We start from the raw sequence: 25,052 nt of genomic DNA, 5'->3' as shown, positions 1-25,052 counted from the left end.
AGGAGTCTCCTGGTGTCTGTATATATATAGCAAATGAAGTGAATACTGGGGATTGTCTTTTTCCTTTGCAGAAGGCTACTATCGCTAAAAGGGGTTGTTATGCGTTTAGGGGTAATTGCTGATGATTTTACAGGTGCTACCGATATGGCAGGGTTTTTGGCAGATAACGGAATGGCCACAGTAATGTTCAATGGAGTCCCTGCAAGGCAAGCCAGGGAAGGACACGAGGCAATCGTAGTCAGCTTGAAGATTCGCTCTTGCCCTGTGGAAGAGGCCAAACACCAAGCCCTCGAGGCTCTCAGATTCCTTATTGGTTCTGGATGTACCCGTTTTTACTATAAATATTGTTCTACTTTCGACTCTACCCATGAAGGAAATATCGGGCCGGTAATCGATGCTTTGCTGGAATATCTGCAGATTTCCCAGACCGTTATCTGTCCCTCGCTTCCAGTGAATGGGAGAACGGTTTACCAAGGGTATTTGTTTGTCCATGATCAGTTGCTACATGAATCGGGGATGAAAAACCATCCGGTCACCCCCATGGCCGATGCAAAGCTGTCCCGTTTGATGGAAGGCCAAAGCAAAGGGGTTTGCTCGCATATTTTCTATCAGGATATTGCTCAGGGTCCAAGAAGGATACGAGAACGGATTGAAGAAGAGCGAAGAGCAGGGGCGAACTACCTTATCGTTGATGCCCTGAATGAGCAGGACCTTTTCTCAATAGCTGAGGCAACAAACGATTTCCTTTTATTGACCGGAGGGTCGGGGCTTGCTGTTCCCCTTGCCTGTCAGATAGCCTCCTCCAAGGGCTTTTCTCCTTTTATCCCTGAGAGAAGAAAGGGTGTGGTTATTGCAGGCTCCTGTTCTGTGTGCACCCTCCAGCAGGTAGCTGAGTATAAAAAGTATGCACCTTCCTTCTTTCTGGATAGTCACGAGTGCCTGCATAACAGCCAGTATGCCAGAGAAGTTGCCTCTTGGGTGCTATCCCAGAGTGCAGGGGAGCTATCTCCCCTCGTTTATGCTACAACTGAGCAACCGGATAAAGCAGGGAACGCAGGGCCTGCAATTGAGGCAACCTTCAGTGCATTAACCAAGCTTCTTGCCAAGCAAGGCATACAGAACTTCATTGTTGCAGGGGGAGAGACTTCCGCTGTGGTTGTAGCTGCACTTGCCGTGGAAGGCTTTGAGATCGGGCCAAAGATAGACCCTGGGGTACCCTGGGTCAGGTCACTGGACAAAGCCTTCCAGCTTGTGCTGAAATCTGGCAACTTCGGGGAGGTCGATTTCTTCAGGAAGGCCCAGAAGATGACCGCTTCCCCTGACTTAGTGTTGTAGCTTTTCAAAGCTTTGAAGATTCTCGAACCCAGGTTTTCCCTTCCCCTGCTCAAACGCATGGATAGTTTCTACTACCAAGTCATTATAGGGGGTTGGGACCTGTACGTTTTTACCATACATGCAGACTATTCCGTTTATAGCGTCTACCTCACAGGGTTTGCCTGCCTCCAGGTCCTGGAGCATGCTTGGTTTAAGATTCTTATGCTTTTTCATGGCAAAGGGAATGAGGAAAAAGGATAGTTTTTGTTTGAGCTTTGATGCATAGTCAAATAGCTTTACTGCATCCTTTCCCTGGATTGGTTCAATTGTGATGTTTGCTTGCCTTGCTACATCGATGCATTCCTTGATAATCCTCTGGGCACACAACCTGGCCTTCTTGTTTTGGGAAACTTCCCCGAAGGTACAGCCAAGAACCGTAGCCATTCCGCTGAACGCTGAGTTGACCAGCAGTTTTACCCACCTAGCCCCCAGAAAGTTTTCTTCTATGTGTACTGGACCCATTTTTTCCAAAATGTCCTTAACCTCGAGGAGCAATGCATCGTCTTTTTTCCTGGTCAGGCTGCCAAGGCTGAACGTAAGCGTATCGAGTTCGGAGGTGAGTCGTGAAACCCCAGGCCCTTCGAGGGTGGCACCCCATGCAATCGTACAGCCCAAGACACGGCTTTCTCCAAGAATTTTTGCAATACCCAGCTCAGGCAATCCATTTTGCATGGTACACAGAACCCCGTCATCCTGTAAAAACGGGATAAGGTTTCTTACGACCCGTTCATTGTCCAATTGCTTGGTCATGAGGAAAATGAGGTCATAGCGTTCTTTCATCTCGCTTGGCAATAGGGCTGAGACAGGAACAGTGAATTGCGCTGATCCTACAACCTGGGCACCTTGCTGACGCAATGCCTCTACTTGGAGCGCATTTCTGTTGATGAGGTCCACAGGGATCCCACCCTTTGTGAGATAGGCCCCAAGGATAATCCCCAGAGACCCGGCCCCATATATTGCAATTTTCACTGTTTCGTTCCCCCTGGCAATTTCCCACAAGTATAGAATGGCAAGCTTTGGTAAATCCAGAGAGCTAGAGAGTCGTACGATCACATTTCCGGGAAAAATGTTCTTTATCGGAGAATATAAAAGAGGCCTTCCCGATTTGGGAAGACCTCCATGGTATTTTCTGTTCTGAGAACTTAACGACCGACAGCAGTCAAGGAACCGTTGATTCCGAGAATGTCGTTTTCGAGGGTTACCATCAAAGATCCATCGAAATAGTACATTGAATCGGCACTATCAGCACTTCTGGTGATATCGCCGGTCTTTTTGGTTGACTTGTCGTCTACCAAGGTACCGCTTGCAACTTTGCTGTCCCATACTTTGGCCCAGTCGATGGTTGCGGTGGTTCCGTCAGCAGAGAAATCTTTGCTGATGACCTGGGGTGCGCTACCTGCAATGTAGCCGATTGCTCTCTGCTCAAAAGTCCCGTTGGGGAAGGAGAGCTTGCCGGTCTTGTCAGTGACAATGCGGTAAGCGGTTCCACGGTGGGCATACTGGATGGTAATTGTGCCATCGCTAGCCTTGGAGGCATTGAGTGCGTCACCAGTGAGCTGGGAGAAAGGATTAACACCGAAAAGGAACAAGCCACGAAGTCCGCTGGACAAAGTGTTCTTGCCTTCTACATCATAGAGGTAAGCCTGGAAAAGATGCGTTGAACCAAGGGCTGAAGCACCGGTTACGGCATCAGCATGGTCTTTCTCTACAGCCATGTAACGGATGTTACCGGTGAAGGAGAAATAGTTGTCCATGTCTTCTTTTGCAAGGTTAACCTGATAAGCGATTTTCAAATCTTCTGAGCCGTCGGAAACTGGGGCTTTTGCGGCAGGGGCTGCAGGAGCCTGTGCGACAGGGGCTGGTTTCGAACATCCCATGATCGAAAAGGAAAGTGCAAGCACAATTGAAACAAGAAGTAATACGTTGATGCTTTTCTTCATTACTAAACTCCTAAACTGAAATATATGAACAGATGATTAAATGTATATGTATTTATCGATTGAATCAAGATAAATACAAAGTGATTTAATAGGATTTTGAAAAAAGTTGTTTTCTCGATATATGGTGTAGGCTTTTGTGTCCCAGATGAAACAAATGGGTTTTATGACCCTATTTCTATTACCCTTTGTACTATCAGCAGCTAGGATAGTCTATAGGTATAGCCCCATAATGGCTATCGCATTACTAATAATTCCCTTCATTCTTTTTCTCGCAATCATTGGTTTCCATTGGTTCCTGATGAAAACCACGTGACGCAGCCAAAAGTAAAGACTCTGGAAGCTATTGCCGCTCACGAACGGGAAGCAGGGTAGTCCGGAAAAATAGGTAATCCCATTCCATGGGTTTTCCTGTTTCCGCCAGGGAAGTTTTAATACGCCTGGATGTTTCTTGCATTGGGATAGCAAGTACTCATCAATGATTTATGTAACCACGGGGAAGATGAACCTGCTTTCGTGAGTATGGCTAAAACAGGGGCCTCTAGGACATACCTATATAGACAAGGGAACAGTATGGGAAAGATTGTATACTTGGTCTTTACGGGAGTCTCTGGGAGCTTCCTCCAGCACTATGGCTATGGGGCAACAGCAAGGGGAAACGAAAAATCCAACAGACAGATGGTGTGGTATATCCACAGTTCTGCAAGGTTAATCCGCAGGGGTAAGCAGAGCAAGGCAGGTCCTTTCTTGCCAATCTTTGCTGAGAGTAGAGTTAATACTATCGTAAGGAACCCGAGAGCGATTTATTAAGTTTCTGTTTTGCTTAAGGTGGTATTTCTCTTAGGAAAATCTGGCTGTAGGTGACATTTAATTTTATTTGGGCAAAGGGATTAACTTTTCTGAAAACTTTTGTTAACCTCCTTTTATGCAAAAAAAATCAATAACCAAATCGAATAAAAAAGTCCGATCTTTTCTTATATTTTCGGTTCTTTTACTTTCCGCTGTATTTATGTTTTCCTCTCTTGTAGGATGTGCAGACGGGGTGTCTCTCCCCTCCGATGGAGGGACTCTCCCTGGTGATGGTGGTCCGACAACCCCGACGAGTTTTTCTCTTTCAGGTACTTGGTCTTCCTACGTTGCCTCTGCCTCCTTACAGGCAGCTGCCGTATCCTCTGATTCTTTGTCCTCCCGTTCGGTAGCTTCTTCGCCCTTATTAGAGGTCCTAGGAGAAGTCACTTCCTTTGTTACAGGATCTTCTACCCCTGATGAGCCTGTGGATTCTTTTATCATAGGGTACGTACAGGATTCCTCTGAGGTTTCTTCCAATGCGAAGAGAGCAACGGCAAGGGACCAGAGACCTGGGGAAAGCCTTGGCTGGAAGTTCCTGGACCAAAGGGCATCCTCGGTTGTCCAGAATCTTCCTTTTGACAAGGTCCAGATTCCTGCCAATCTTTTGGAGCAATATAAGGAAGGTTCCTCCTATAACCTAAAATCCATCAAGGATGACTTGAATGCGTCTCTGTCTTCTGATGCAATTGCCTACGTAGAACCCGATTATCGTAGGAAAGCGTTTGCGGCTCCGAACGACACGTATTACACCAGCCAGTGGAACATGCAGACAGGGTTTATCGATCTTCCCCAGATGCGTTCCATAACCACTGGAAGTTCCTCAGTCATTGTTGCCGTTATCGATACTGGGGTGGACCAGAGCCTGGATGACCTTGCCCTTACTCATTTTGTGAGTGGGTATGATTTTGTAAATAATGACAATGATCCAACAGATGATGGAGGCCATGGTACCCATGTGACTGGTACCATTGCACAGTCGACCAACAACGGGAAGGGTGTCAGTGGCATTGCCCCTGGGGTCTCTATCATGCCTATAAAGGTTTTGGCCTCGGATGGAAGCGGTTCTGTTTCGGCTCTGGTCGCAGGGATTCGCTATGCGGTAGACAATGGAGCCTCGATTATAAACCTTTCACTTGGCGGTTCTGAGGTTTCCCAGGCTGAAATCGATGCTTGTGCGTATGCCCAGCAACATGGGGTTCTCATAGTGGCTTCTGCGGGGAATGAAGGGGTTACTACAAAGAACTATCCGGCTGCCATCGATTCAGTTCTTTCGGTAGGGGCAGTTGGCTATTCCAACCTGTCCAATCGTTCCAGCTACTCCAACTATGGCGACTGGGTGGATGTGATGGCCTATGGCGGTAGCCTGAATGCTAACAATTCTATGCCCTCCATAACGCTTCCCAACGGGATAGTTACCACCGATGGTATCATCCAGCAGACGATTGTCAACGGACAGGCTGGGTATTATTTCTATGTTGGCACTTCCATGGCTTCGCCTCATGTTGCGGGCTTGGCTGCTCTGCTTAAATCGGTGAATCCTTCATTCTCGGCAACGGAACTCTACAACCGGATATGTGATACGGCTGAGACAAGTCGTTCTGATTATGGTCTCGGGAAATATGGTGTTATCCAGCCAATGAAGGCCATAGCAGGGGATGTAGTTCCAGATCCAGTGCCAGATCCAGATCCAGTACCTGAGCCAGATCCTGAGCCTGCTGTATATCAGGTGTCAGACTCTGTTTCCTCTTCCTTCGCCGATACCAGTGTCCTTGCAGCTGCTTGGAACTTCTCTGCCGCTCCAGGGAGCATCTCCCTGTCTTTGCACACTCCTGCAGAAGATACAGGGACATATAGCCTTGCCTTGCAGAATGCGAACGGACAGGTAGTTACCTCTGGCAAAACAAATGCGCCTAATGTGCTGGATCTTTCCTACACGGTAGCTTCTGGTTACCAAGGTGTGTATACACTGGTTGTCAGGTATACTCCCTAAAACAGACAGATCCTAATTCGAATATCTGAGAGAACCCCTTTGCTTGACTAACGAAAAGCAAAGGGGTTTGTGTTGGTAGCATCTCGTACCATCAAAAAAACAGCAGTGGCATTTCTTGTTCTTTGAGTACAGATGCCACGTTTTTTCCCAGTGAATAAGAGAAATGGATAGCCTGTCTTCTGCATTTTTTTGTTTTCCAATTCTTTGAGGGTAGACAAGATGTGTTTCCTGATGGATTCTAAAAAGGGAGACAGGTACTTTTCTTGTAAGGTAAGGAGAGTCTATCCATGAAACGTGTTGCTATGCTTCTGGCTCTTGCTACAGGTGACTTTGGTTCAAATAAGAGAAAGAGACAGGTCCGTACGTTGCCGAGGTTCTCTTCTGTCACGCTCAATGGGCTTGGTACGGTCCATTTGCATCAGGGACCCCAAGAAGTTGTAATAACCATGGATGAGAGGCTTTTCGATCTCTTTGTTACCGAAGTCAAAGGCAGGGTTTTGCATATGGGATTTTCCCATTGGAGTCTATTGAGAAGCCTCTGGTTCCTGTTTCAAACCGATAAGGGTCGTATTGACATCACGCTTCCCGAAATCGAAGCAGTCAATGTCAATGGGAAAGGAACTGTTCTTTCAGATCCCTTGACCGCAGAATCATTGGAGGTTGCTTTGCATGGAGCTTCATCCATTACCCTGCAAGGTAATGTTTCCAAATTACGAATAGTCAGCACTGGCGCTGCGCGGTTTGAAGGAAGGCACCTTGTTGCCGAGCGATGTTCGGTCAAAATGAATGGTTCCGGTAGGATTGAGATTGAGGCGAAAGAGAAACTGAATGCTTCTGTTATTGGGGCAGGGAAGTTGGTCTACTGGGGCGAACCCAAGGTGACTGTAAAGACAACCGGGGCAAGTACAGTCAAGAAGGGTGAAGATCGTAAGTAACTTACAAATCTGATTTACAATCTGGTAATGGGGGACAAAGGCCAAATGACCGGGATTGTTATTTTTGGCAGAATCTCCATGCTTATAAGTAATGGAAAAGGGCCTGAGAAAACCAGGCAATTCAGGGGATGGTTTTTCTTTGATTTCTGGGATGGTGATTGCAAAATTCTCAAGTCAACCAAGACTTTTTAAGTGAAAGACCTTCAGGTTTTCTCATAAAACAATATTACATTGCTTCCTCCAATCTATTTCTCTAGATTGTTATTATCAATCCGCCAGCATCCAGAGAACCTGTAAGCAGGTATTCCTCTTGTTTGGATCCAGAGGAGTACCGTCCTGCGATTTACTCCAAGGCGCTTGGCTGCATCAGCAGTTGTTATGAGCATTAGCCCTCCGTCTCTTGTGAATGGATGGTGCGGTTTCCCGCACCACTCAAATTGCAAACCTTTATATATGTGAAAAATCAACCGGCTAAGCCGGACCTCTACCGTTGTGAAAGCCACTCCTTGATTTCCGCAGGATCAAGAACTACCTTTGCCCCAATGTGATGAGAAGGAAGGTAGTCATGACTGGTCTTGGGGCGGGCAATAAGATCCCTTACCTTGCAATCTGAAATCGAAAGTAATTCAGCTGTTTCTTTGACTGTTGTAAGGCGGTTTGGAAAATCCATTTTTGCATACTTTATCTTGATTGCACTCGGCTATGTCAGCTATTGTTATGAGCATTAGTTATTTCTTTGTGAGTCTGAATGAATTCGAGTACCGCTTGCTCGTATAGGCGAGAAAGAGTTAACACCGGACGTTCTGCAACGTACTTCTTTGCTTCACTTACCGTTTGTTGTGGTATTCTAATTCCAAAATACACTGTTTTTACGTGGTTTATCAACAATTTATTTGATAATCATAAAATCATAACTGTATAATCGTGGTATAGGAAAAAACAGGAATATTTTATGCACATGAATAAGTTCTGGGATCGTGTGGACTCCTTACGGGAATTACAGGGAATTTCTCAAAATAGATTTGCCGAAAAAATCGGTAAGAGTCTTAGAACTGTTGAGGATTGGAAGAGAAGGAAATACATCCCAACCGGTGATATTTGTCTCTTGATTGCACAGCTTTTTTTGACAACAACAGAGTTTTTAATCACGGGAGAAGAAATTACTCTTCCTGATGATGATTTTGCAAAAGAAAAACCAGTTGAACCGATTCAGTCTCCGAATGGAAGAACCTTTATCCCCCATTACAATGAAGAGCCAACCCTTCTAGTCCCTATTGCCCCCCAGAGAGTTTCCGCTGGCCCAGGACAAGAATTCCTACCACCTTCCGAATATATCGGCTACGTGCGCATTCTGGAGAGAATGGCAAGGGGTATAGATCCTACTTCATTGGTTGCGGTATCGGTCAAAGGTGATTCTATGACCGGGGTGCAGATTTTCGAAGGTGACATGGTTCTCTTTGCGCAGCATCATATCAGTGAGAATGGGATATATGTTATTTCCCTGTACGGTGATCTGAAAGTCAAACGCCTGGAATTCAGATCCGGGGAACAGAAGATATTCATTCATAGTGAAAACTCCCGTTACTCAACCGAAGAAATATTGATGACTAATGAGAACCTGATGATCTTAGGGAAGGTAGTAGGATGGGTACATTGCCATCCATATTAGCGAAAGCCCTTCATAACGCTTGAAGGGCAATAAAAGTTTTGAGTACTGGGCAAAAAGTACATTTCATAATACTGCTTGATCAATTAGTCGGTGAATACAATCGAAATATTAACTATGTCTTCTGAATAATTATGAGGAAAAATATGAAAACTATTGTGCTTGACTGTTCTTCATATGAAAGTGCGCTTCATTCTCTTTCAGTTTCAATACAAAAAACACCAGAAGAAATTATTAAGAGAATTGCCAACATAGACACATATGGCATTTCGAAAAATGACATTGAACAACCCTTTGAAGATTCACTTTTTGACGAGTTCATGGAAGGAATTGATTCGATTCCTTTTGAACAGATTAATTGGTTCCATTTCACAAGGACCTTTCCCGAGAACTCATATAGCCAGGGGCTACTTCATAGATCTAAAGCTGAATCAACAATTTGGGAATGTATCCTTAAGGCAATTGCAAGTATCGATAAATCCATCAGTGAAAATCTAGAACATTGTATTCATACATATGTGGGTCTTTATAACGAAGGCCCGTGTGGTATGCTAGTACGTGAAAATGGTTTTCACTCAACAGAAGCACATATCCACAATTATCTACAAGAACCAGAATTCATTCAGGATGCTTGCCTGCAGTATTCGAAACTCTATAAGCAAGATATAATGCCACTGATATCTAGACTTCTTGTTCCATGTATTGTTACTTTTAGAGCCAAACTAAGCGATCTAGACAATGATGATTATATAAACAATGTACTCCAATATATTTATTACAGAAGGAGAAGAGAATTTATTAACCTTTATTGCTACAATGGAAGGGGTAAAGCAATTCCGCCACAAGATATAATCAGTATAGATTTCAATCCAATTGAATAATTTCGCTCAACAACTTTCTATCGTTTTTTAAATATTCTATATCATCAGACAAAATGGTGGTAAGATTGGGCCGATTAGTTTATATTAAAGCTTTTATTACGCATATTGGATGGGATCATGTTTAAACATACAGATTATTCAGAGAATTATGGTGCCGTAATGCAATTTAATACCAACAAACATGAACCAATTCATAGGTGGTATCCTTTCGTGGAAGGATATTCAAAAGAGTTCATCGATTCAATCCTTGAAGAAGTTGATTTGAATAGAGTCCAATGTAGTCTTGATCCTTTTTCTGGAAGCGGAACCACTCCATTGGTTCTTCAGAACAAGAAAATGAAATGCTATAGCTTTGAAGTATCACCCTTTATGCATGAATTATCTTACGCAAAGCTAACGACTACCTATAAGAGTAAGAGTCTTTTAAATGATCTCGATAAATTGAATGAATTATTGATAGCAACACCTGAGGATATTGATAATTATATTACGTTTCCAAAATCAAAATACTATGTTCAATCAGAGGAAATTAACAGGTGGCATTATAATTTACCTACTATGACAGGTATCGCGGATTTGATTTATGCTTTTTCTAAAATTGACAATCTGAACAACCAAAGATTATTTAGGATTGCCCTTGCATCAATTCTAATCCCCATTAGTAATATGTATCGAAATGGAAAATGCCTTTCCTATAAAAAAAACTGGAAGGATATACCTGTCGTTGATAGACAAGAGGTCCACCAACTTTTTACTGAAAAAATACAAACTATATTCGTACCTGATATCATCCAACTTGAGAAGCAAAATAATGAAAATCTAATTGTGTCAAATCGGGAGTATTGCCTTAAAGGCAGTGCACTAAATTTAATAACCACACTTCCAGACGAATCAATTGATTTGGTCATTACTTCACCTCCATACTTGAATTCTAGAGATTACACAGATAGTTATATAGATGAATTGCGCGTTCTTGGTTACTTTACGAACCTTAAAGCTGAACGAGCTTTCAGAGCGACAACGTTAAAATCCCATGTACAGGTTTCGTGGGAAGATTTGGAGTTAATTTCCGTTCCAACCTTTAAAAGAATTTATCATAGTATTGAAATTCATGAAGCAGAGTTCTGGAATAAAAATATTCTCAAGATGATTAATGGGTATTTTTCAGATTTGAAAATTTTACTTGATAATCTCTTTTTAAAAATGAAACCAGGTGGACAGGTTTTTTTAAATATCGGGAATTCGGCATATTTTGGTATTGTAATTCCCGTTGATGAAATAATTGCTGAATTAGCTGAATTATCAGGTTTTGCAATAAGCGAAATACGTATTGCCAGAAATATGAAATCGAGTGGTCAGCAGAAAAATAGTGTTACCCATCTTGTAGAAAGTGTTATAGTAATGCAAAAAAAATAATTTATGCAGGATGTGAATTGATTAGTTTTAGAATAGGAAGTATCGAAAACATTTTTTCATATCCTTTTAACTCTTCTTTATCATTTGAATATTGACTAATATCGATTTGATTTCGACGCAGGTCTGCACGTGCATCAAAAACCACTAAGTAGGCTTGTCTTAATGATTCGGGATTCATTGTATCAACGATCTCTTGTGCATACTGTAGGGTTTGAATTATTCCCTCTTTAATTCTTTTTCCCTCATAGATTGTATACTCAGATTTTGCTCCATTGCAAATCGATTTTCCTAGCCATTTGACTTCAAGAATATATAATTCATTGCCACCCTGTTCAGTATAAATATCTACCAAATTGCCTGAATTCAATTTATACTCAATACTAAATGTACCTTGGACATGTTCATTCAGATAATTTTTAAGATCATCTCTCATCAGGTTTTCCGGCCTATTTTTCAAGATTGAATATGTTGTATCTTTAATTTCATCATGAAACCGTTTTGATTCAAAAAATTTCGTGACGTTTGTCTTCTGTGAAAGATAAAATTGATTGTAATCTCCAAATACCTTTTCAATGTCATTTATCATGAATTTTTTATTATATAGTTTAAGGTCATTGTATGAATATAGTCTATTTTTTTTCTTTTTCTTAATTCCATTCATCCAAAAGTCAACACCCTCAAAACCAAAAAAGAAAAGACACATATTATGACCCTTTGAATATTCAGCAAATTCACATTCTTTGTCGTTGGTAAAATCTTCTTCAGATTTTTGATACCGTCCATCACAAGAAAATTCAAACCAATTAGATGTACCAAGTTGATTCTCGACAATGGGCAAATTAGAAAATATTGAACTTAGGTCTAGACTCTCAATTTCATCTGGCAAAAGAATTGAATATAAGATTCTTCTAGATGAATTATTATTCCAGAAACTATTTAATTTGTTCACGATTATATCAATTTTTTTTGTCTCAGAGACAGAAATTTCACTAAGAGGCGCTTGACCAATATCATCTAAAAAGCTTGAAGAACTCATTTATATGACTCCCCTTTCAGTATCTTGCCAAAAACATACTCAAAATAGAGCTCTAGATAACGCTGGTCAGAGATTTGAGCTAGTATTTTAACGTCAAGGGTTGATTCAAATGCTTCTTTAAATTCATTTAGTATTTGTATGGTCTTATTGCTAATATCTAAATCTAATAATCGATTGAATTGATTAGAAGCAGCTTTTTCATAATATTCTGGGTCTCTAAAAATAAAATCGTAAACTTTATCTTCACCATATAAAGCAAGGATATAAACTATTACTTTCAGCCACTCTTTTCGTTTTTTATCATATCCTGGGGAGGATTCAATTTTCTTTTGTTTTGGAAAGAAATTCTTATCAAGAATTAAAAAATTATCCTTCTTTTCCGAGTCTCTTGCAATATATTCATTTGCAGCCAGAAAAATATATGCTTTATCAATATCTGAACAATAAGGACCTCGTAGACTTAAGGAAAACTTATAGTCAATCGAAAATGGACTACTTTTCCCTACCCCATGTGTGAATGTATATGACACAGATGCGAGATAAATAATTCTAATCGTACTCATCAATGATATTGTTGTCCAACCTACTTCATTGCCAAGGGACAATACCGAGAAAATGTCTTCGAGTATTTTCCCATTAGGTTGAAGACTATTGCTTGCCATTTATAGATTCCTCGATTTCGATCGCAATCTGTGACAATTCAAGATTACTTTCTTGAACAGATGAACAATATCCCAATTTCAACAGATTTAGGTAATTTATCTTATGTGACCTATCTTTGATAATATGTCGTAGAAATTGATTGTTATTAAGGTTTAAAGTCAAAATTAATACATTAGGTCGATTTACATACTGCAAAAAAATTCGCGCTGCATTTTCTTCATAGGAAAGGTCTAAGCTACTTTCAGGAGTTTCGCAGATAAAAAAACTTGGAGCAAAGTAAAAATATTCTAGAACACTCATTCTGAATGAATGATCGATGAAAAATCTTTGTGACTCAGAAAGCGATTCTTCAAAAAGCCTGTCAATATTCCCAATTACTGGAATATATCTTTTAATATCATCTTCATCTTTTCCATATTTTAAATAGCAAGAAGCGATTCCTGTAAATCGTGAAGCGTAAGATTCGAAATACCTTGATAGCTCTTTAGTAATCTGTATCCTTTGCTCGTCGATCGTCAATGCAATAATAGTTGCTTCTTTGTCCTTTCGAATAGCAATATCCTTAAATCTATCTCGTTCAAGAAGCAAAGAATCATATTGTTTTTTCACGTACTCAAGCTGGGATTCGTTTCTTGTTTCTTTTCTACTATTTTCAATACTGTAGAGTTGGATTTGTTGCTTATTAAGTAATACTTTTTGATTGAGCAACTCTTTTTTATTTTGATCTTGTTTGTTTTCGGCTTGGACAATAGCTTTTTCAATATTAATGAGTTCTGACCTTAGTGCGTCCAATTTTGCGTTTTCAGTTATCAAACTCTCTGTTGACAGTTCTTCATCATCATCTATTAACTTTCTACCACAAAGGAAGCAGTGATTGACAGATTTTTCAAAATCATCAGGGAGTGGATTGTTGCACATAGGACATGTTTTTAGTTCATCAATCATCCGTGAATAGTCTTCATATTTTAAATTCAATTTCTGCCAGAATTCTTGTGAAAGTGTATTTGACAACCTTCTTGATATGAATTCCTTTTCATCAATGTCCTGTCTTATCCTAGCTTGATCTCCATAAAAGGATTTCAGGGAGTAAAGGATTTTTTTTTCTTCATCGTTCAAATCCTTCACTTTTTCTATAAGATTATATATTGAAGTTCTTAATTCCAAAGAAGCGGATTCCGATAAAGATAACGCATCCAGCGAATAGCTATCGAGAATTTTTTTTACAGCTCTCGCATCTTCAGATTTATGTCTTGACAAGCTATCATTATATTTTGCATCGCGTTGAAGCTCATCAAAACGTCGGCTTAATATTGGATCGTTAAAATATCGACTCAGCAGCATTGTCTGAAAGTGTGAATTCCATAACACAGTCTTTCGACGTTCATCAAACATAAGCAAGTCGTTGACAAATAGTATCAAATCCTCAAAACTTGATAATTCGGTTTCAGCAACAAGAATTTGTTCATATTGGTATTGTAAAGTGCCGATACGTTCATCATTATTAATTAGTTTATCATATTGTTTTTGATCAATGATTTTTCCATCTAAAGTTGTGATATCACCATTTCTTCTTATCATAACTTTTTCAAGAGTTATACTAGAAAGATTCCTCACTATTGTGAATATTGTGTCTCCTACAGCAAACTCTAACAATACCTTCGCATCTGAACAAACTTTATCTTTTCGCATCCTGCTAGAGAAATAATCGTACGGATAATGGTCTCGTCTTTCGATTTTTGCAGTTTTATAAGTTCGTATTATAAATTCACTTTTGTAAAGCCCGATCAAGGCAAATTTAAGAATATTGATGAAGGTTGTTTTCCCAGTCCCATTTCCTCCTATAATTAAGTTTATTCCTTTCACAAAATCATAATTAATATCTTGTTTATACAAGGTAAAATTTGTAATTTGCATTTTGATTGGACTAGGAAATTTAATTGCATTCGCTTTAAGCATTGAAACTCCTGATAACAAGGATATTATAATTCGATATCTATAGAATTCAAGGATAAATATTCTAATAGTAGCTATTTTTTGAGCTTTATAGTTGATATTGTCTTTGTGAACTAGACAAAGCCCTTCCCTACTTGCATGATCGACGCCTTAGGATCCTGAGGCCTATAGATTACACCAATACCCCCCATAGTTTGATAGCCTACATCGAATACAGAGCTATCTGGACTCGTTACAAGTCAAATCTTAACATGAACCCAAATCAACGGAAGTTATTTCCTCCCTGAAAGCCCATATAAAACAAGTCCCAACCCTTTCCTTTCAGGGTAGCATCCAATATCACACATCGTCTTTCAGCCACTTCCCTGTACGAAGAGTTTTTTTACATATTTACATGCGATAAGTATTCTTCGAAAAAAAGTGACACTAATTGTGACACCAAAACCATGTATTATTCATTATTATTAGATATCACGATGTTTCTTATATATTGTTAATATACATATAGTTAATATCAGTTTTTACCATATATATTTTAGTCTTTTGTAGCCTTTTCAGGAAGGGGTTGTATCAAACATAGTCTTTAAGCTTATGTATGAAGAATGTTCTCAGTTATTTGTAGTACATCGGCAAAGTCATTCACCAAGAAATGAGCATAACGTTTTGTCATTTCTTCAGTAGAATGGCCGGCGATCTTGCGTGTTTTCTCTCCGGTTATACCATGTGAAAGAAGTTGTGAGTTCAGAAAGTGGCGCCATGAATGGAAAGTTATGTTCCTCTTTGCTCGCTCCTCTTCTTTTATTCCCTTTGCTGCCAATGCCCTGTACAGACTATCTCTGATGGCATTCGGTCCCAAAGGTATCCCTGCGACGGAAAAAATGCGATCACAATCACCCGAAAGCTTTGATAGCTTCTTTAAGGCGTCCATCAGACTTGCAGGTAGAGGAAGGTTTCTTTTATCCCCAGTCTTCGTACTCTTGAGCTTGCCATGAAGATCAACACTGTGTTCGACATGAATATACCCATCCCTGATATCTGAATGCTGTAGGGCGCGAATTTCGCTCAAACGCATCCCTGTACACGCTGCCAGTAAGGATGCGGTATAGGCCAGAGGATTATCCCAATATGAAAGATTGGTGAGGAGGTCTCGGGCTTCTTCGACTGATAATATTCCACGTTGCTTGCTCTTGTTAGCCAACGTTCTCACTTCCTTGATCGGATTGGTTTTGATGTGGCCCTGTCTCCTGGCTTCTTCCAGGATGACAGAAAAAATCGAGAGAATATTATTTGCAGATTTCGGGGCAAGGTTCTTCTTGCCAGTAAGGTACCGCTGCCAGGCTTCGATCTTGGCCGCGGTGATATCAGAGAGGGGAGAAGACTTGAACGTCGGGAGGATGTATTTCACCATCAATTGCCTGTTGGTTTTGATGTATTGCTAGGTGAGATCCCTTCCCCGTCCGGATTCATCCTTGACATAATCACAGCCAGGGGTCCACCAATCTTTGGCATATTCGCCGAAAGTCAGGACTACGATCGGTTCTTGTTTCACCGGTATAAGGGCATTCCTTTTGAATAGAGCCATAACATGAGCGAGCGCCTGGGTTTTTGTCGTGCACCCCGTCGAGAACTTTCTTCGCCTGCCGATTTCATCATAGACAAAATAGTAATAAACAACCCTTTTCCCCGTATTTCTCTTTGTCAGCGTAAACGGTTCCTTTGCTCTCATTTTCTTTCATACTCCTATTTATTGAGTACACAACTGAGTACAGTACTCAAATCGAGGCGAAAAATTGAAAGGAGTATTGAGACAAAAAGAAAGGCAAACCCCTTGCAATTTACTTGCATAGAAAGGTTTGCCTTAAGTGCCCAGGAAAAGACTCGAACTTTCACAGGTGTGACCCCGCTAGGACCTGAACCTAGTGCGTCTACCAATTCCGCCACCTGGGCGCAGGACCAACTATAGAATATTATTTATAAGTGTGTCAACAGGAAATAGGGGAGAGAAGCACTACTGCCTGGGCAATTATCGCGTCGCCGGTCCCAACTTCGTTGAGCATGCCTTCTGCTGTCTTTGCCTTGACGGAAATCTGATCCAGTTGCAGGTTCAGTACCTGGGAAAGGTTGTCCCGTATCATGTCGATATACGGTCTGAGCTTCGGTTTTTGCAGGATAACCGTGCAGTCGATATTTGAAATAGTGCATTTGCCATCCAGCTCTTCTTTCCGAATCTGTTGTAAAAGGAGAAGGCTGTCAGCATTTTTGAATCTGGAATCATTGTCAGGGAAGTGGGAACCAATGTCCCCTTTGGCCAAGGCACCGAGGATAGCGTCGATAATTGCATGGATAAGCACATCACCGTCACTGTGGGCTGCCTCGCCTTTGTCATGGGGAATGAGACATCCCCCAAGGATAAGCTTGCGGTCCTCCACCAAAGGGTGGATATCCCATCCGGTCCCGATTCTCATACCGTTCCCTGCTCTTGCTTCACACTCTGCATCGCTTCATGGAGAGCCCGTGCAGCCTGGGCACTCTGTCTGCCCTTCTCAAGGTCGATCAGGTACTGGGCAATCTGCTGCTCGGCATCGGGAATATCTTCAATATAGGTAATTTTCTTATTTTCCCGTTCGCCTTCGCAAATCCCTACGCTTTGCCCAAAATCAGAGAAAATCTCAGTGTCATCCACATAGGTTTTCTCGTTGGTGTTCGCCACCTGGTGGGCATAGAAAATCTCAGGGAAATGGAAAATCTGGGGAGTCTGGACAGCGACTGTCCTGCTTCTGTCGATATGTCCGCACAAAACCCCGTTCTCATCGATGGTTTTCAAGGCATCGGTAGGAGGTAAGGCAGGGACAGCTCCTTTGAATACCGTCGCAGTTGCCAGCGTACGGATTATCAAGGAAGGACTAATATAGCAACGGGCTCCGTCATGGATAGCAACATAATCGATGGGAAGAGCCATGTCATGGATCATTTTCAGTGCATTATACACGGAAGCCTGACGACTCTCTCCTCCGTTGGCAATGACAACCGGCACTTGATTCTGCTCGAAGAGATCTTCAAGGGCCACGGCGCACTGGTCTTCCATCCCTTTGGGACAGGTAACAACAATTGCCTGGCAATTTGGAATCTGTAAAAAAGGTACGACAGAACGATAGAGGACAGTATGACCCTCTATCGATAGGTATTCCTTTTTTACACCTTCGTTTTTGGTTATATTGAATCTATCGCTACGTCCGGCAGCCGTGACAATGACCGCATGTAGAGGGAATCCCATGTTACTTCTCCAGTCTGGAGAAAACCAACATTTCGATTTCCTTCTTGTCCTTGTCCAAGGAGAATGCAGTCTCATCAATCAAAAGCCTGAGGGCATTATCATAGAGCTTGCGTTCCTGGACTGGAAGTTCCTTGATCTTGCTTCGGTGATACAGAGCCTGCACGACCTTTGCAATGGATGCAATGGAACCTTGCTTGAGCAAGTCGACATTCATCTGGTAACGGGCTTTCCAATCAACAGGCATTGGTTCGTATCTACTGGAAATGGAATCGATAGCAGCCTGGGCTTCTTTCTGTTCCACGATACCCCTTATCCCCAATTCCTCTGATTTTTCTACAGGAATCATTACTGTCATATCAGAGATATCCAGATAGATTACATAATAGAGAGTCTTGGTACCTCTGAAAGAGCGTTCCTCGACACGTTTGATTATACCAACTCCCTGAAGAGGGTAAACCACATGGTCTCCGACCGTAAACTGAACATTATTCCGCACTGAATTCATAGCATGATTATATACTATTTTTTGACTTAAAACAAGCAAGGGCAAATTAATTGCATGAGATACCCCAATAGGCAAAAACAACGGAAATGTATTATAGTAACAACCATGCAACACCTTCAACGACAGTGCGGATTGCTTTTGCATCCCACTTCCCTTCCTTCTAATCTGGGTATCGGTAGCCTTGGTGATGAAGCCATGGCTTTTATTGACTTATTAAAACAAGCTAAAGTAACACTTTGGCAGATTCTTCCACTAGGACCAACCGGCTATGGCGATTCTCCCTATGCCGCCAGGTCTACCTTTGCAGGGAATGAATTACTCATTGATTTAAAAACCCTCGCCTATGAAGGGTTTTTGGAAATAGGGGATGTGCTGGTCCACCCTTCATTCCCCCGTAACCGAATCGATTACTCGATGGTACGTTCATTCAAGGAACCCCTTTTGAAAAAGGCCTCCGACGCTTTCCTCGCCCTTGCCGACAGTAAGCACAAAGAGGCCTATGCTTCTTTTTGCAAGGAAAATGCCTGGTGGCTTGACGACTACGCCCTCTATCAAGTGCTTTGTTCTGAATATAATGACTCCCGATGGAATAGCATGTGGCCGAAAGACCTGACCTTGAGAAAGCCTGCAGCCCTGAAGAAAGCAACAGATACCCATAAAATGGAAATAGAGCGGGTCAAAGTACAGCAATACTTTTTCTTCACCCAGTATAAGGCGGTAAAGGATTATGCAAATGCCAATGGCGTCTCCATAATCGGTGATATTCCCATATTTGTAGCACCGGACAGCGTTGATGCCTGGACAAACACCAGACTTCTGAAAATGGACAAAGATGGAATGCAGACTGCTTCCAGCGGCGTTCCCCCAGATGCTTTCTCCTCGGATGGCCAGCTTTGGGGAAATCCTGTCTATAACTGGAAAGAGCATGAGAAAGAAAACTTTGCCTGGTGGATCAAAAGGATTGAACAGACACTTAAGCTCTGTGATATTATCAGGATCGACCACTTCCGTGGGTTCGCTGCCTATTGGGAAGTCCCCCAGGGCGAGACCACGGCGGTCAAGGGGACCTGGGTTCCGGCTCCCGGCGAGAAACTCATGGCAGCCTTGAAACAAGCCCTTGGGGACCAGATTCCCCTTATTGCCGAGGATCTCGGGGTGATAACCGAGGATGTAGAGCAGTTGAGAGACAGCAACAACCTACCGGGAATGAAAATCCTTCAGTTTGCCTTCAACCTGGAAAATGGGAAACTTGACACCACCAATGCCTATCTTCCCCATAACTGCCAGTATAACAGCGTCATATATACCGGTACGCATGACAACAATACAACCCAAGGCTGGTATAACGAACTTGATGGAGTGACCAAGGACAAAGTCAGGCGTTACCTTGAGGCCCCCGATGACCAGGTACTCTGGCAAATGATCAGGGTCCTGATGATGAGTGCTTCCCAGTATGCAATCCTGCCCATGCAGGACCTTCTTGGCCTTGGGAGTGAGGGGCGCATGAATGTCCCTTCCACCTGTGGGCAAAACAACTGGAGCTGGCAGCTACATTCCCTCGATATCGATATGTGGCGAATTGACCGACTGCGAGGCCTCATCGAAATTTACGGGAGAATAGGGGCTTAGAGCTGACTGATAAGGAAAGATACCAATTCCAGCACTCTTTCATCCTGTTCAATGTCCACAACTGCCTGGAGAGCTTCCTTCCTGTAAGGTACGCTGTTCAGGCATTTCTCTATCTGGGGGACAAGGTTGGTGTCGAGACAATCGGTATACACGCGTGCTGTCTCGATCACTCCCTTGATAATATCCAGATGCACGGTTGCTTCACCCCAGGAATATCTGTGCGAGATTGCATGGGAAAACTGCGGGGTTTTGCTGAGAATGGTTTCCTTGTCCCCGAAGAGATGGAAATCCCGTTGGGATTCAGGAAAATTTAAAAAATCTATTTCCTCTATCTCGGTAGGTCCATACGCTTTGCAGAATGCAACGATAAGGGCGTCCTCAACCATTTTCATCTCAATGTCACCTTTTGCCTGTTGCAGGTTTCCCACCCTTGAGGCAACTGATTTCACTGCTTTGGAAGCAAGTTTGGAACTACTCGGGGTGAGGTAGTTTCCCATCACCGACAAATCGCTGTTGACCAGTAGCGTGCCATGGTGGCAGAACTTATCCTTGGTGGTCTGGAAAGCATTTCCCGATATCTTCTTGCCTTGCATGACTATATCATTCCGTCCTGAGAGTTCGCCTTCAATACCGAGAGAACGAAGGGCATCAAGGACTATCTTGAAGTTCTCTTCTTTCGAGGAAACGTCTTTTTTCCCCACGAACGTAAAACAGAGATTCCCTTGGTCATGGTAGACAGCCCCGCCTCCACTTTGCCGGCGTACCAGCTGTACATGGTCTTTTTCCATTGCCTCGAGATTGCATTCGGAAAACGGATTCTGGAATCGTCCGATGACGATACACGGGTCATTTACCCACAGATAGAGGATATGGTCATATTCTTGACCAAGCAGGTAGGCCTCGCCTGCCAGATTGGCAGCGCAGTTATGTGTTGTTGCGATATAGATTGCATTGTCCATGGAAACACTCTATCCCCATGTTTTCGGCTATGCTATACTTTCGCCCATGAATATCATCCTCTTTGACGAACTTTCAGCTGAAAATTTCCTCCCTTTTTCTGATTATCGGGGTGAACATATCCAGAAAATACTTCATTTGAAAGAAGGTGACCAGTTTCTTGCCGGTGTTACAAACAAGCAGAAAGGCCTAGCCACGATTACCTCGATCGATGAGACTGGCGTCCATTTCAGGTTTGTCGCACAACATGACAATTCTTCCCACCTCTATCCTGTTACGTTGCTGCTGGCGCAGGTACGGCCCATCTGTATGAAAAGGATCCTCAGGGAGGCTGTGAGCCTTGGGGTTGAAAGAATTTTGCTCACCGGGTGCGACACCACCGAGAAATCCTATGCGAATGCAAATCTCTACAAGTCGGGAGAGTATAAATCCATCCTGCTCGACGGTGCGATGCAAAGTGGGGAAACCGGCGTCAGTGAAGTACTTTTTGCCCGTTCGGTCGACCATGCGATGCATCTGCTCCTTGCCAATACAAAAAGGATTCTCCTTGATAATGTGCTGGAAAGCAAACCTCTTTCAAGCATGGAGATAGGTTCTGACGTGCCTGTGGTACTGGCCATAGGACCCGAGAGGGGATTCAGTGACAGGGAACGGGATGTGATGATGTCCTCGGGTTTTGTCCCGGCAACCTTAGGTGCCAGGATCTTGCGTACGGAGACAGCCTGTTCTGCCGGGCTTGGCGTATTGCTAGGCAGGATGGGATTGCTTTGAAGCCTTGTTTCTCTGGCTTTTTTTTAGCATAATGCCCTTGATTAAGAATTAGGAGATACGTATGGCCCATTGCATTGTAAGTGCTGCAGAAGAAATATTAGACAAGGAATTCGCTGTCCTCGACCATGGTTTTGTTCGTCTTGTGGATTATCTCGGTAGTGATGAGCGTATCGTCCAAAGTGCCCGGGTTTCCTATGGCAGCGGTACGAAATCCTATCGGCAGGACAAGGGTTTGATAACCTATCTGCTTCGCAACGACCATACCTCACCGTTTGAACAGGTCAATTTCACCTTCCATATCAAGATGCCCATATTCGTGGCAAGGCAGTGGATCCGTCACAGGACAGGCCGTGTAAACGAAATAAGCGGTCGCTATAGCGTCATGACCGATGAGTGTTACCGCCCTGACAAGGAACACATCAATTTGCAGAGCGACGATAACAAACAGGGACGAAGAAACGAATGTGTTGACGATGCTTTGGCCAACCAGGTCCTCTCCATCCTCGAAGAAGACCAGAAGAGAAGCTATGAGAACTACGAGAAACTCCTCAACCTTGGAATAGCCCGGGAATTGTCAAGGATAGACCTTCCTTTGAGCATGTATACCGAATGGTACTGGCAGATGGACCTACATAACCTTTTTCATTTTTTGCAGTTGCGTCTCGATGCCCATGCACAATATGAAATTCGCGTGTATGCACAGACAATCCTGGAAATGGTCAAGACTGTCTGTCCTATCGCCACAGAGGCTTTTGAAGAATATAAAGTGGGCGGCACGAATTTCAGCGCAAGCGAATTGGCTGCGCTAAAATCAATGCTATCTGGAATGGAAAACCCGCTTACTGGCAGAAACAGGGAACTATTCGAGGCTAAACTGAAGTAGCCATCTTATCCTGCAATTTCTTTTCTTTCAATTTTTTCGAGAATTCTTTCTTGGTCAACGGCTTTGGTGGGAGCACCGGCCGTTCCATCAAGGAGGCAGGGTTGTTGAGCAGGTCCTGCATTATCTTGATCGACTTGGTGAAATAGAATCCATCGGTGATCCGTTCGTCAACGGTAAACCCCACTTCCATCGAGTCTGTGATTATTGTCTTGTCCCCGACTTTCTTTCGGGTTCTCCGCATTATTCCCATGGTAGCGAACAGACTCGTGGTACCCCATTCATACAGATGGTGATGGGGGCTTCCGCCTCCCAGGCCGATGCTTCCCATATTGCTGATAAAAATAGTGGTATGCAGGCCATCGGCTTCCCTCAGTGCCCTGGGGGCTCTCCCGTGTTTGTCCAGATTGCTTGCAAAGATAACAAAGGCTTTAATGAACCACTGGGGAAAACGGAGAAAGAATCGTATCAAGGCATCGGTTGAAGAATCGTTTGAAGGGTTCCTTTGCTCGAGGATAGCCTTATTGATAATATCGGCAATTTCGGGAAGGGTCATCTCTTCCTTGAAATACAGCGGCATACTGTGTTCAGGGGCATCGTCTGTATAATCTTCCTTGACCACAAAATTTACGGACAATTCATTTCTTTGCCAATATTTATTGTTTGCCAGAAAGCGATTCAATTCTGGTCTGAGGGCTATTGTCCTAAGAATTGCTGCAATGAATACCTCAAAAACCCGGTATGATCTTCCGTCAGGGGCTTTGTTTGTCTTGATAAACTCGACAGTCTTTGTCAAATCTATGATCATACTTTGGAAAACCAAGGCCTCACTTCGTTTTTTCATGATAAATGGAAAAATCTGCTTGTACGGGAGAATATCATATACGCGTACTGCGTCGTTGCGTTTATTCATAAAAGATCCTTATTGCAATGATAAAATCTGTATAAGTGTAGCTCCTATGACGGAGGCGAGCAAGAAAAAAAGAAATGATATTCCGCAAATGATATTTCGCAAATTTACAGATAGGAAACAGGGTCATTTACTTTTCTGAAACATTCAATGGTGGCCGTATATGCACTTTTCATAGCGGCCTCGAATAAACGGTCATTTTCGTAGCTATAGCCAAAGGTAGGTTCCCAGAGCGAGGGATCTTCCATGCAGAGATAGAAGAAGGGGCCTTCTTCTTTCCAAATCCTAGGGAACTGGGCATAGGCGAAGGAAAACATTTCCCGTTTCGTCGCAAGAGGATAGGAATATTTGCCTGCTGCCGCTGTCAGATCCATGTCAAGGATTCTGCTTTCCCTGTGCTGTTCCCTGAGTTCTTTCAGTACTGCTTTGGTAAACGTGAGGGTACCGAATGAAAACAGTACCAGTTCACTGGCGTCGAAGGTGGCAGTCACCAAATCTATAACTTTTTTGTATTCTTGTTGCCAGCCTTCAAAATAAACCATTGGGTGGAGATGGAATCCTATAGGGATTCCTTTGTCTGCTGCTTTTCTCGCTGCCTCGATCCGCCCTTCGAGACTTGCGGTGAGATGTTCCTCTTTTTCAATGATGGTGGGGGCATTCAAGGACCAGGTAGCAACTATGTTTTTTGGTAGGGACGGCATTTGGGTCCAGTCTGTACGCTGGCTTTTTGTTTTCAATTCGATAATGGTGCCAGGATAGCGTTTCGCAAGGATGCAAAGTGCATCAAGGGTCCCGTAATCGTTCCCCCAGAGTAGCGAATCACTCGATTGCCCAGTGCCTATATGCCAGGTATCCTCATCCAATTCGATTGACTCCAGACGTTCCTTGAGATTCCCAACCACCTGAATCTGGTGGCTGTTATAAAATGATTGGATTGAGCAATAGGAACACCCAAAAGCACACTGTTGTACCGCATCGAGGGTTTTTAGGTTGCAACATCTGGTTTTTTCCCCCTCTACAGGGCAGGGGCAACGCCCCATGAGTTTGTCAGCGGTTACCAGAATGCTCTGGTATTTGTCAGGGAGCCTTTGTTCCGGTGAAAAATCACTATAGTCTGTAGGTTTTTGCCTTTCCTTTTGGACTTTTGCCAAAAGGTCGGATACAAGGAGTTTTGCTCTTCTGCTTCCCTGTACTTTGTTTGCCTTGTTTTCGTCAATCCAGGAGGACAAGGGCCCTTTCTGCCACTGGATCAGATCAGAGGCGGTTTCCAGCAATTGTCGTTGTTCCTGGAAACTGAAATGATAGGTTTTTTCAAGATTTGCTATATACTGCTGTTCCGGTTCCGGGAGCTTATGAAATAAAGGATGGTCCATGGCCTCAGTGTATAGTTTCTTGATTGCCAAAACAAGGCAGTATAGGTATTCTC

At 42.9% G+C, this 25,052-nt stretch carries 25 protein-coding genes and 1 tRNA gene; 10 read left to right on the top strand and 16 right to left on the bottom strand.

The window, feature by feature from the left end:
* Window positions 1–99: 99 nt before the first annotated feature.
* The gene (gene otnK, locus SPIGRAPES_RS06250) at window positions 100–1,335 is read left to right on the top strand and encodes a 3-oxo-tetronate kinase (protein ID WP_014269921.1); all 1,236 of its coding nucleotides are present in this window, start codon (window positions 100–102) and stop codon (window positions 1,333–1,335) included.
* On the opposite strand, the gene SPIGRAPES_RS06245 is transcribed toward otnK, so the two are convergent.
* Window positions 1,324–2,343, bottom strand: coding sequence for a ketopantoate reductase family protein (locus tag SPIGRAPES_RS06245; RefSeq protein ID WP_014269920.1), 1,020 nt, complete (start codon window positions 2,341–2,343; stop codon window positions 1,324–1,326). The genes otnK and SPIGRAPES_RS06245 overlap by 12 nt on opposite strands.
* Before the next feature lie 173 nt (window positions 2,344–2,516).
* A complete protein-coding gene (locus SPIGRAPES_RS06240; RefSeq protein WP_014269919.1) occupies window positions 2,517–3,314 on the bottom strand; it encodes a hypothetical protein in 798 nt (265 codons plus the stop codon).
* A gap of 570 nt (window positions 3,315–3,884) precedes the next feature.
* On the opposite strand from SPIGRAPES_RS06240, the gene SPIGRAPES_RS06235 reads away from it, so the two are divergent.
* The 3 genes from SPIGRAPES_RS06235 to SPIGRAPES_RS06225 all read left to right on the top strand — a co-directional run bounded on the left by SPIGRAPES_RS06235 (window position 3,885) and on the right by SPIGRAPES_RS06225 (window position 7,085).
* The gene (locus tag SPIGRAPES_RS06235) at window positions 3,885–4,121 is read left to right on the top strand and encodes a hypothetical protein (RefSeq protein WP_014269918.1); all 237 of its coding nucleotides are present in this window, start codon (window positions 3,885–3,887) and stop codon (window positions 4,119–4,121) included.
* Between the two features lie 199 nt (window positions 4,122–4,320).
* On the top strand, window positions 4,321–6,150 hold the full coding sequence (locus SPIGRAPES_RS16495) for a S8 family peptidase (protein WP_172635067.1): 1,830 nt from the start codon (window positions 4,321–4,323) through the stop codon (window positions 6,148–6,150).
* Window positions 6,151–6,437: 287 nt separating this feature from the next.
* Complete coding sequence (locus tag SPIGRAPES_RS06225) at window positions 6,438–7,085, top strand: head GIN domain-containing protein (RefSeq protein ID WP_014269916.1); 648 nt, start codon at window positions 6,438–6,440, stop codon at window positions 7,083–7,085.
* A gap of 245 nt (window positions 7,086–7,330) precedes the next feature.
* Here the strand turns inward: SPIGRAPES_RS06225 and SPIGRAPES_RS17565 are convergent, their stop codons facing one another.
* Window positions 7,331–7,471: a helix-turn-helix domain-containing protein gene (locus tag SPIGRAPES_RS17565; RefSeq protein WP_081468754.1), complete on the bottom strand. Its 141-nt coding sequence runs from the start codon at window positions 7,469–7,471 to the stop codon at window positions 7,331–7,333.
* A 98-nt stretch (window positions 7,472–7,569) separates the two neighbouring features.
* Window positions 7,570–7,755, bottom strand: a complete 186-nt coding sequence (locus SPIGRAPES_RS06220; protein WP_041384490.1) for a helix-turn-helix domain-containing protein — start codon at window positions 7,753–7,755, stop codon at window positions 7,570–7,572.
* 288 nt (window positions 7,756–8,043) lie between these two features.
* On the opposite strand from SPIGRAPES_RS06220, the gene SPIGRAPES_RS16490 reads away from it, so the two are divergent.
* From SPIGRAPES_RS16490 to SPIGRAPES_RS06205, 3 genes are all read left to right on the top strand, one after another.
* Window positions 8,044–8,754 carry a LexA family transcriptional regulator gene (locus SPIGRAPES_RS16490; RefSeq protein ID WP_172635066.1) on the top strand — a complete coding sequence of 237 codons (711 nt, stop codon included), beginning with the start codon at window positions 8,044–8,046 and terminating at the stop codon, window positions 8,752–8,754.
* A 143-nt stretch (window positions 8,755–8,897) separates the two neighbouring features.
* Window positions 8,898–9,632 carry a hypothetical protein gene (locus SPIGRAPES_RS16485; RefSeq protein ID WP_014269914.1) on the top strand — a complete coding sequence of 245 codons (735 nt, stop codon included), beginning with the start codon at window positions 8,898–8,900 and terminating at the stop codon, window positions 9,630–9,632.
* A gap of 117 nt (window positions 9,633–9,749) precedes the next feature.
* Complete coding sequence (locus tag SPIGRAPES_RS06205) at window positions 9,750–11,048, top strand: DNA methyltransferase (protein ID WP_014269913.1); 1,299 nt, start codon at window positions 9,750–9,752, stop codon at window positions 11,046–11,048.
* Between the two features lies 1 nt (window position 11,049).
* Here the strand turns inward: SPIGRAPES_RS06205 and SPIGRAPES_RS06200 are convergent, their stop codons facing one another.
* From SPIGRAPES_RS06200 to SPIGRAPES_RS06160, 9 genes are all read right to left on the bottom strand, one after another.
* Entirely contained in the window at window positions 11,050–12,084 is a 1,035-nt protein-coding gene (locus SPIGRAPES_RS06200; protein ID WP_014269912.1) for a hypothetical protein, read from the bottom strand.
* Window positions 12,081–12,746, bottom strand: coding sequence for a hypothetical protein (locus SPIGRAPES_RS06195; protein WP_014269911.1), 666 nt, complete (start codon window positions 12,744–12,746; stop codon window positions 12,081–12,083). Before SPIGRAPES_RS06195 ends, SPIGRAPES_RS06200 begins: the two co-directional genes overlap by 4 nt.
* Window positions 12,733–14,703 (bottom strand): AAA family ATPase, encoded by a 1,971-nt coding sequence (locus SPIGRAPES_RS06190; protein ID WP_014269910.1) that lies wholly within the window; start codon window positions 14,701–14,703, stop codon window positions 12,733–12,735. Before SPIGRAPES_RS06190 ends, SPIGRAPES_RS06195 begins: the two co-directional genes overlap by 14 nt.
* A gap of 586 nt (window positions 14,704–15,289) precedes the next feature.
* On the bottom strand, window positions 15,290–16,108 hold the full coding sequence (locus tag SPIGRAPES_RS06185) for a tyrosine-type recombinase/integrase (RefSeq protein WP_041384489.1): 819 nt from the start codon (window positions 16,106–16,108) through the stop codon (window positions 15,290–15,292).
* A gap of 27 nt (window positions 16,109–16,135) precedes the next feature.
* On the bottom strand, window positions 16,136–16,426 hold the full coding sequence (locus tag SPIGRAPES_RS06180) for a hypothetical protein (RefSeq protein ID WP_041384488.1): 291 nt from the start codon (window positions 16,424–16,426) through the stop codon (window positions 16,136–16,138).
* Window positions 16,427–16,563: 137 nt separating this feature from the next.
* Window positions 16,564–16,647: transfer RNA gene (locus SPIGRAPES_RS06175), tRNA-Leu, on the bottom strand.
* Window positions 16,648–16,682: 35 nt separating this feature from the next.
* Window positions 16,683–17,165, bottom strand: a complete 483-nt coding sequence (gene ispF / locus SPIGRAPES_RS06170) for a 2-C-methyl-D-erythritol 2,4-cyclodiphosphate synthase (protein WP_014269909.1) — start codon at window positions 17,163–17,165, stop codon at window positions 16,683–16,685.
* Entirely contained in the window at window positions 17,162–17,974 is an 813-nt protein-coding gene (locus tag SPIGRAPES_RS06165; RefSeq protein WP_014269908.1) for an IspD/TarI family cytidylyltransferase, read from the bottom strand. The genes ispF and SPIGRAPES_RS06165 overlap by 4 nt, the downstream gene beginning before the upstream one ends.
* A gap of 1 nt (window position 17,975) precedes the next feature.
* On the bottom strand, window positions 17,976–18,479 hold the full coding sequence (locus SPIGRAPES_RS06160) for a CarD family transcriptional regulator (RefSeq protein ID WP_014269907.1): 504 nt from the start codon (window positions 18,477–18,479) through the stop codon (window positions 17,976–17,978).
* Window positions 18,480–18,584: 105 nt separating this feature from the next.
* On the opposite strand from SPIGRAPES_RS06160, the gene malQ reads away from it, so the two are divergent.
* On the top strand, window positions 18,585–20,108 hold the full coding sequence (gene malQ / locus SPIGRAPES_RS06155; RefSeq protein WP_041384486.1) for a 4-alpha-glucanotransferase: 1,524 nt from the start codon (window positions 18,585–18,587) through the stop codon (window positions 20,106–20,108).
* Here malQ and lplA read toward each other — a convergent pair.
* Window positions 20,105–21,067 carry a lipoate--protein ligase gene (gene lplA / locus SPIGRAPES_RS06150; protein WP_014269905.1) on the bottom strand — a complete coding sequence of 321 codons (963 nt, stop codon included), beginning with the start codon at window positions 21,065–21,067 and terminating at the stop codon, window positions 20,105–20,107. The genes malQ and lplA overlap by 4 nt on opposite strands.
* Here lplA and SPIGRAPES_RS06145 point away from each other — a divergent pair.
* Both SPIGRAPES_RS06145 and thyX read left to right on the top strand, forming a co-directional pair.
* The gene (locus SPIGRAPES_RS06145) at window positions 21,066–21,836 is read left to right on the top strand and encodes an RsmE family RNA methyltransferase (RefSeq protein WP_245535474.1); all 771 of its coding nucleotides are present in this window, start codon (window positions 21,066–21,068) and stop codon (window positions 21,834–21,836) included. The two genes, lplA and SPIGRAPES_RS06145, sit on opposite strands and share 2 nt — an antisense overlap.
* Before the next feature lie 61 nt (window positions 21,837–21,897).
* Window positions 21,898–22,719: an FAD-dependent thymidylate synthase gene (thyX, locus tag SPIGRAPES_RS06140; protein WP_014269903.1), complete on the top strand. Its 822-nt coding sequence runs from the start codon at window positions 21,898–21,900 to the stop codon at window positions 22,717–22,719.
* Here the strand turns inward: thyX and SPIGRAPES_RS06135 are convergent.
* Both SPIGRAPES_RS06135 and SPIGRAPES_RS06130 read right to left on the bottom strand, forming a co-directional pair.
* The gene (locus SPIGRAPES_RS06135) at window positions 22,706–23,629 is read right to left on the bottom strand and encodes a 2-oxo acid dehydrogenase subunit E2 (protein WP_014269902.1); all 924 of its coding nucleotides are present in this window, start codon (window positions 23,627–23,629) and stop codon (window positions 22,706–22,708) included. The two genes, thyX and SPIGRAPES_RS06135, sit on opposite strands and share 14 nt — an antisense overlap.
* Before the next feature lie 104 nt (window positions 23,630–23,733).
* Window positions 23,734–25,029 (bottom strand): SPL family radical SAM protein, encoded by a 1,296-nt coding sequence (locus tag SPIGRAPES_RS06130; protein WP_245535473.1) that lies wholly within the window; start codon window positions 25,027–25,029, stop codon window positions 23,734–23,736.
* Between the last annotated feature and the right edge of the window lie 23 nt (window positions 25,030–25,052).

This window comes from Sphaerochaeta pleomorpha str. Grapes (assembly GCF_000236685.1).
GTDB lineage: Bacteria > Spirochaetota > Spirochaetia > Sphaerochaetales > Sphaerochaetaceae > Sphaerochaeta > Sphaerochaeta pleomorpha.
Note: the sequence above shows the minus strand (reverse complement) of the source record. Positions and strands in the feature narration are given on the sequence as shown.

Excerpts from the sequence above, each read along its gene's own strand:
- otnK (WP_014269921.1), top strand. The coding sequence starts at position 100 with ATGCGTTTAGGGGTAATTGCTGATGATTTTACAGGTGCTACCGATATG.
- SPIGRAPES_RS06240 (WP_014269919.1), bottom strand. The coding sequence starts at position 3,314 with ATGAAGAAAAGCATCAACGTATTACTTCTTGTTTCAATTGTGCTTGCA.
- SPIGRAPES_RS06235 (WP_014269918.1), top strand. The coding sequence starts at position 3,885 with ATGGGAAAGATTGTATACTTGGTCTTTACGGGAGTCTCTGGGAGCTTC.
- SPIGRAPES_RS16495 (WP_172635067.1), top strand. The coding sequence starts at position 4,321 with ATGTTTTCCTCTCTTGTAGGATGTGCAGACGGGGTGTCTCTCCCCTCC.
- SPIGRAPES_RS06225 (WP_014269916.1), top strand. The coding sequence starts at position 6,438 with ATGAAACGTGTTGCTATGCTTCTGGCTCTTGCTACAGGTGACTTTGGT.
- SPIGRAPES_RS17565 (WP_081468754.1), bottom strand. The coding sequence starts at position 7,471 with ATGCTCATAACAACTGCTGATGCAGCCAAGCGCCTTGGAGTAAATCGC.
- SPIGRAPES_RS06220 (WP_041384490.1), bottom strand. The coding sequence starts at position 7,755 with ATGGATTTTCCAAACCGCCTTACAACAGTCAAAGAAACAGCTGAATTA.
- SPIGRAPES_RS16490 (WP_172635066.1), top strand. The coding sequence starts at position 8,044 with ATGAATAAGTTCTGGGATCGTGTGGACTCCTTACGGGAATTACAGGGA.
- SPIGRAPES_RS16485 (WP_014269914.1), top strand. The coding sequence starts at position 8,898 with ATGAAAACTATTGTGCTTGACTGTTCTTCATATGAAAGTGCGCTTCAT.
- SPIGRAPES_RS06205 (WP_014269913.1), top strand. The coding sequence starts at position 9,750 with ATGTTTAAACATACAGATTATTCAGAGAATTATGGTGCCGTAATGCAA.
- SPIGRAPES_RS06200 (WP_014269912.1), bottom strand. The coding sequence starts at position 12,084 with ATGAGTTCTTCAAGCTTTTTAGATGATATTGGTCAAGCGCCTCTTAGT.
- SPIGRAPES_RS06195 (WP_014269911.1), bottom strand. The coding sequence starts at position 12,746 with ATGGCAAGCAATAGTCTTCAACCTAATGGGAAAATACTCGAAGACATT.
- SPIGRAPES_RS06190 (WP_014269910.1), bottom strand. The coding sequence starts at position 14,703 with ATGCTTAAAGCGAATGCAATTAAATTTCCTAGTCCAATCAAAATGCAA.
- SPIGRAPES_RS06185 (WP_041384489.1), bottom strand. The coding sequence starts at position 16,108 with ATGGTGAAATACATCCTCCCGACGTTCAAGTCTTCTCCCCTCTCTGAT.
- SPIGRAPES_RS06180 (WP_041384488.1), bottom strand. The coding sequence starts at position 16,426 with ATGAGAGCAAAGGAACCGTTTACGCTGACAAAGAGAAATACGGGGAAA.
- ispF (WP_014269909.1), bottom strand. The coding sequence starts at position 17,165 with ATGAGAATCGGGACCGGATGGGATATCCACCCTTTGGTGGAGGACCGC.
- SPIGRAPES_RS06165 (WP_014269908.1), bottom strand. The coding sequence starts at position 17,974 with ATGGGATTCCCTCTACATGCGGTCATTGTCACGGCTGCCGGACGTAGC.
- SPIGRAPES_RS06160 (WP_014269907.1), bottom strand. The coding sequence starts at position 18,479 with ATGAATTCAGTGCGGAATAATGTTCAGTTTACGGTCGGAGACCATGTG.
- malQ (WP_041384486.1), top strand. The coding sequence starts at position 18,585 with ATGCAACACCTTCAACGACAGTGCGGATTGCTTTTGCATCCCACTTCC.
- SPIGRAPES_RS06145 (WP_245535474.1), top strand. The coding sequence starts at position 21,066 with ATGGAAACACTCTATCCCCATGTTTTCGGCTATGCTATACTTTCGCCC.
- lplA (WP_014269905.1), bottom strand. The coding sequence starts at position 21,067 with ATGGACAATGCAATCTATATCGCAACAACACATAACTGCGCTGCCAAT.
- thyX (WP_014269903.1), top strand. The coding sequence starts at position 21,898 with ATGGCCCATTGCATTGTAAGTGCTGCAGAAGAAATATTAGACAAGGAA.
- SPIGRAPES_RS06135 (WP_014269902.1), bottom strand. The coding sequence starts at position 23,629 with ATGAATAAACGCAACGACGCAGTACGCGTATATGATATTCTCCCGTAC.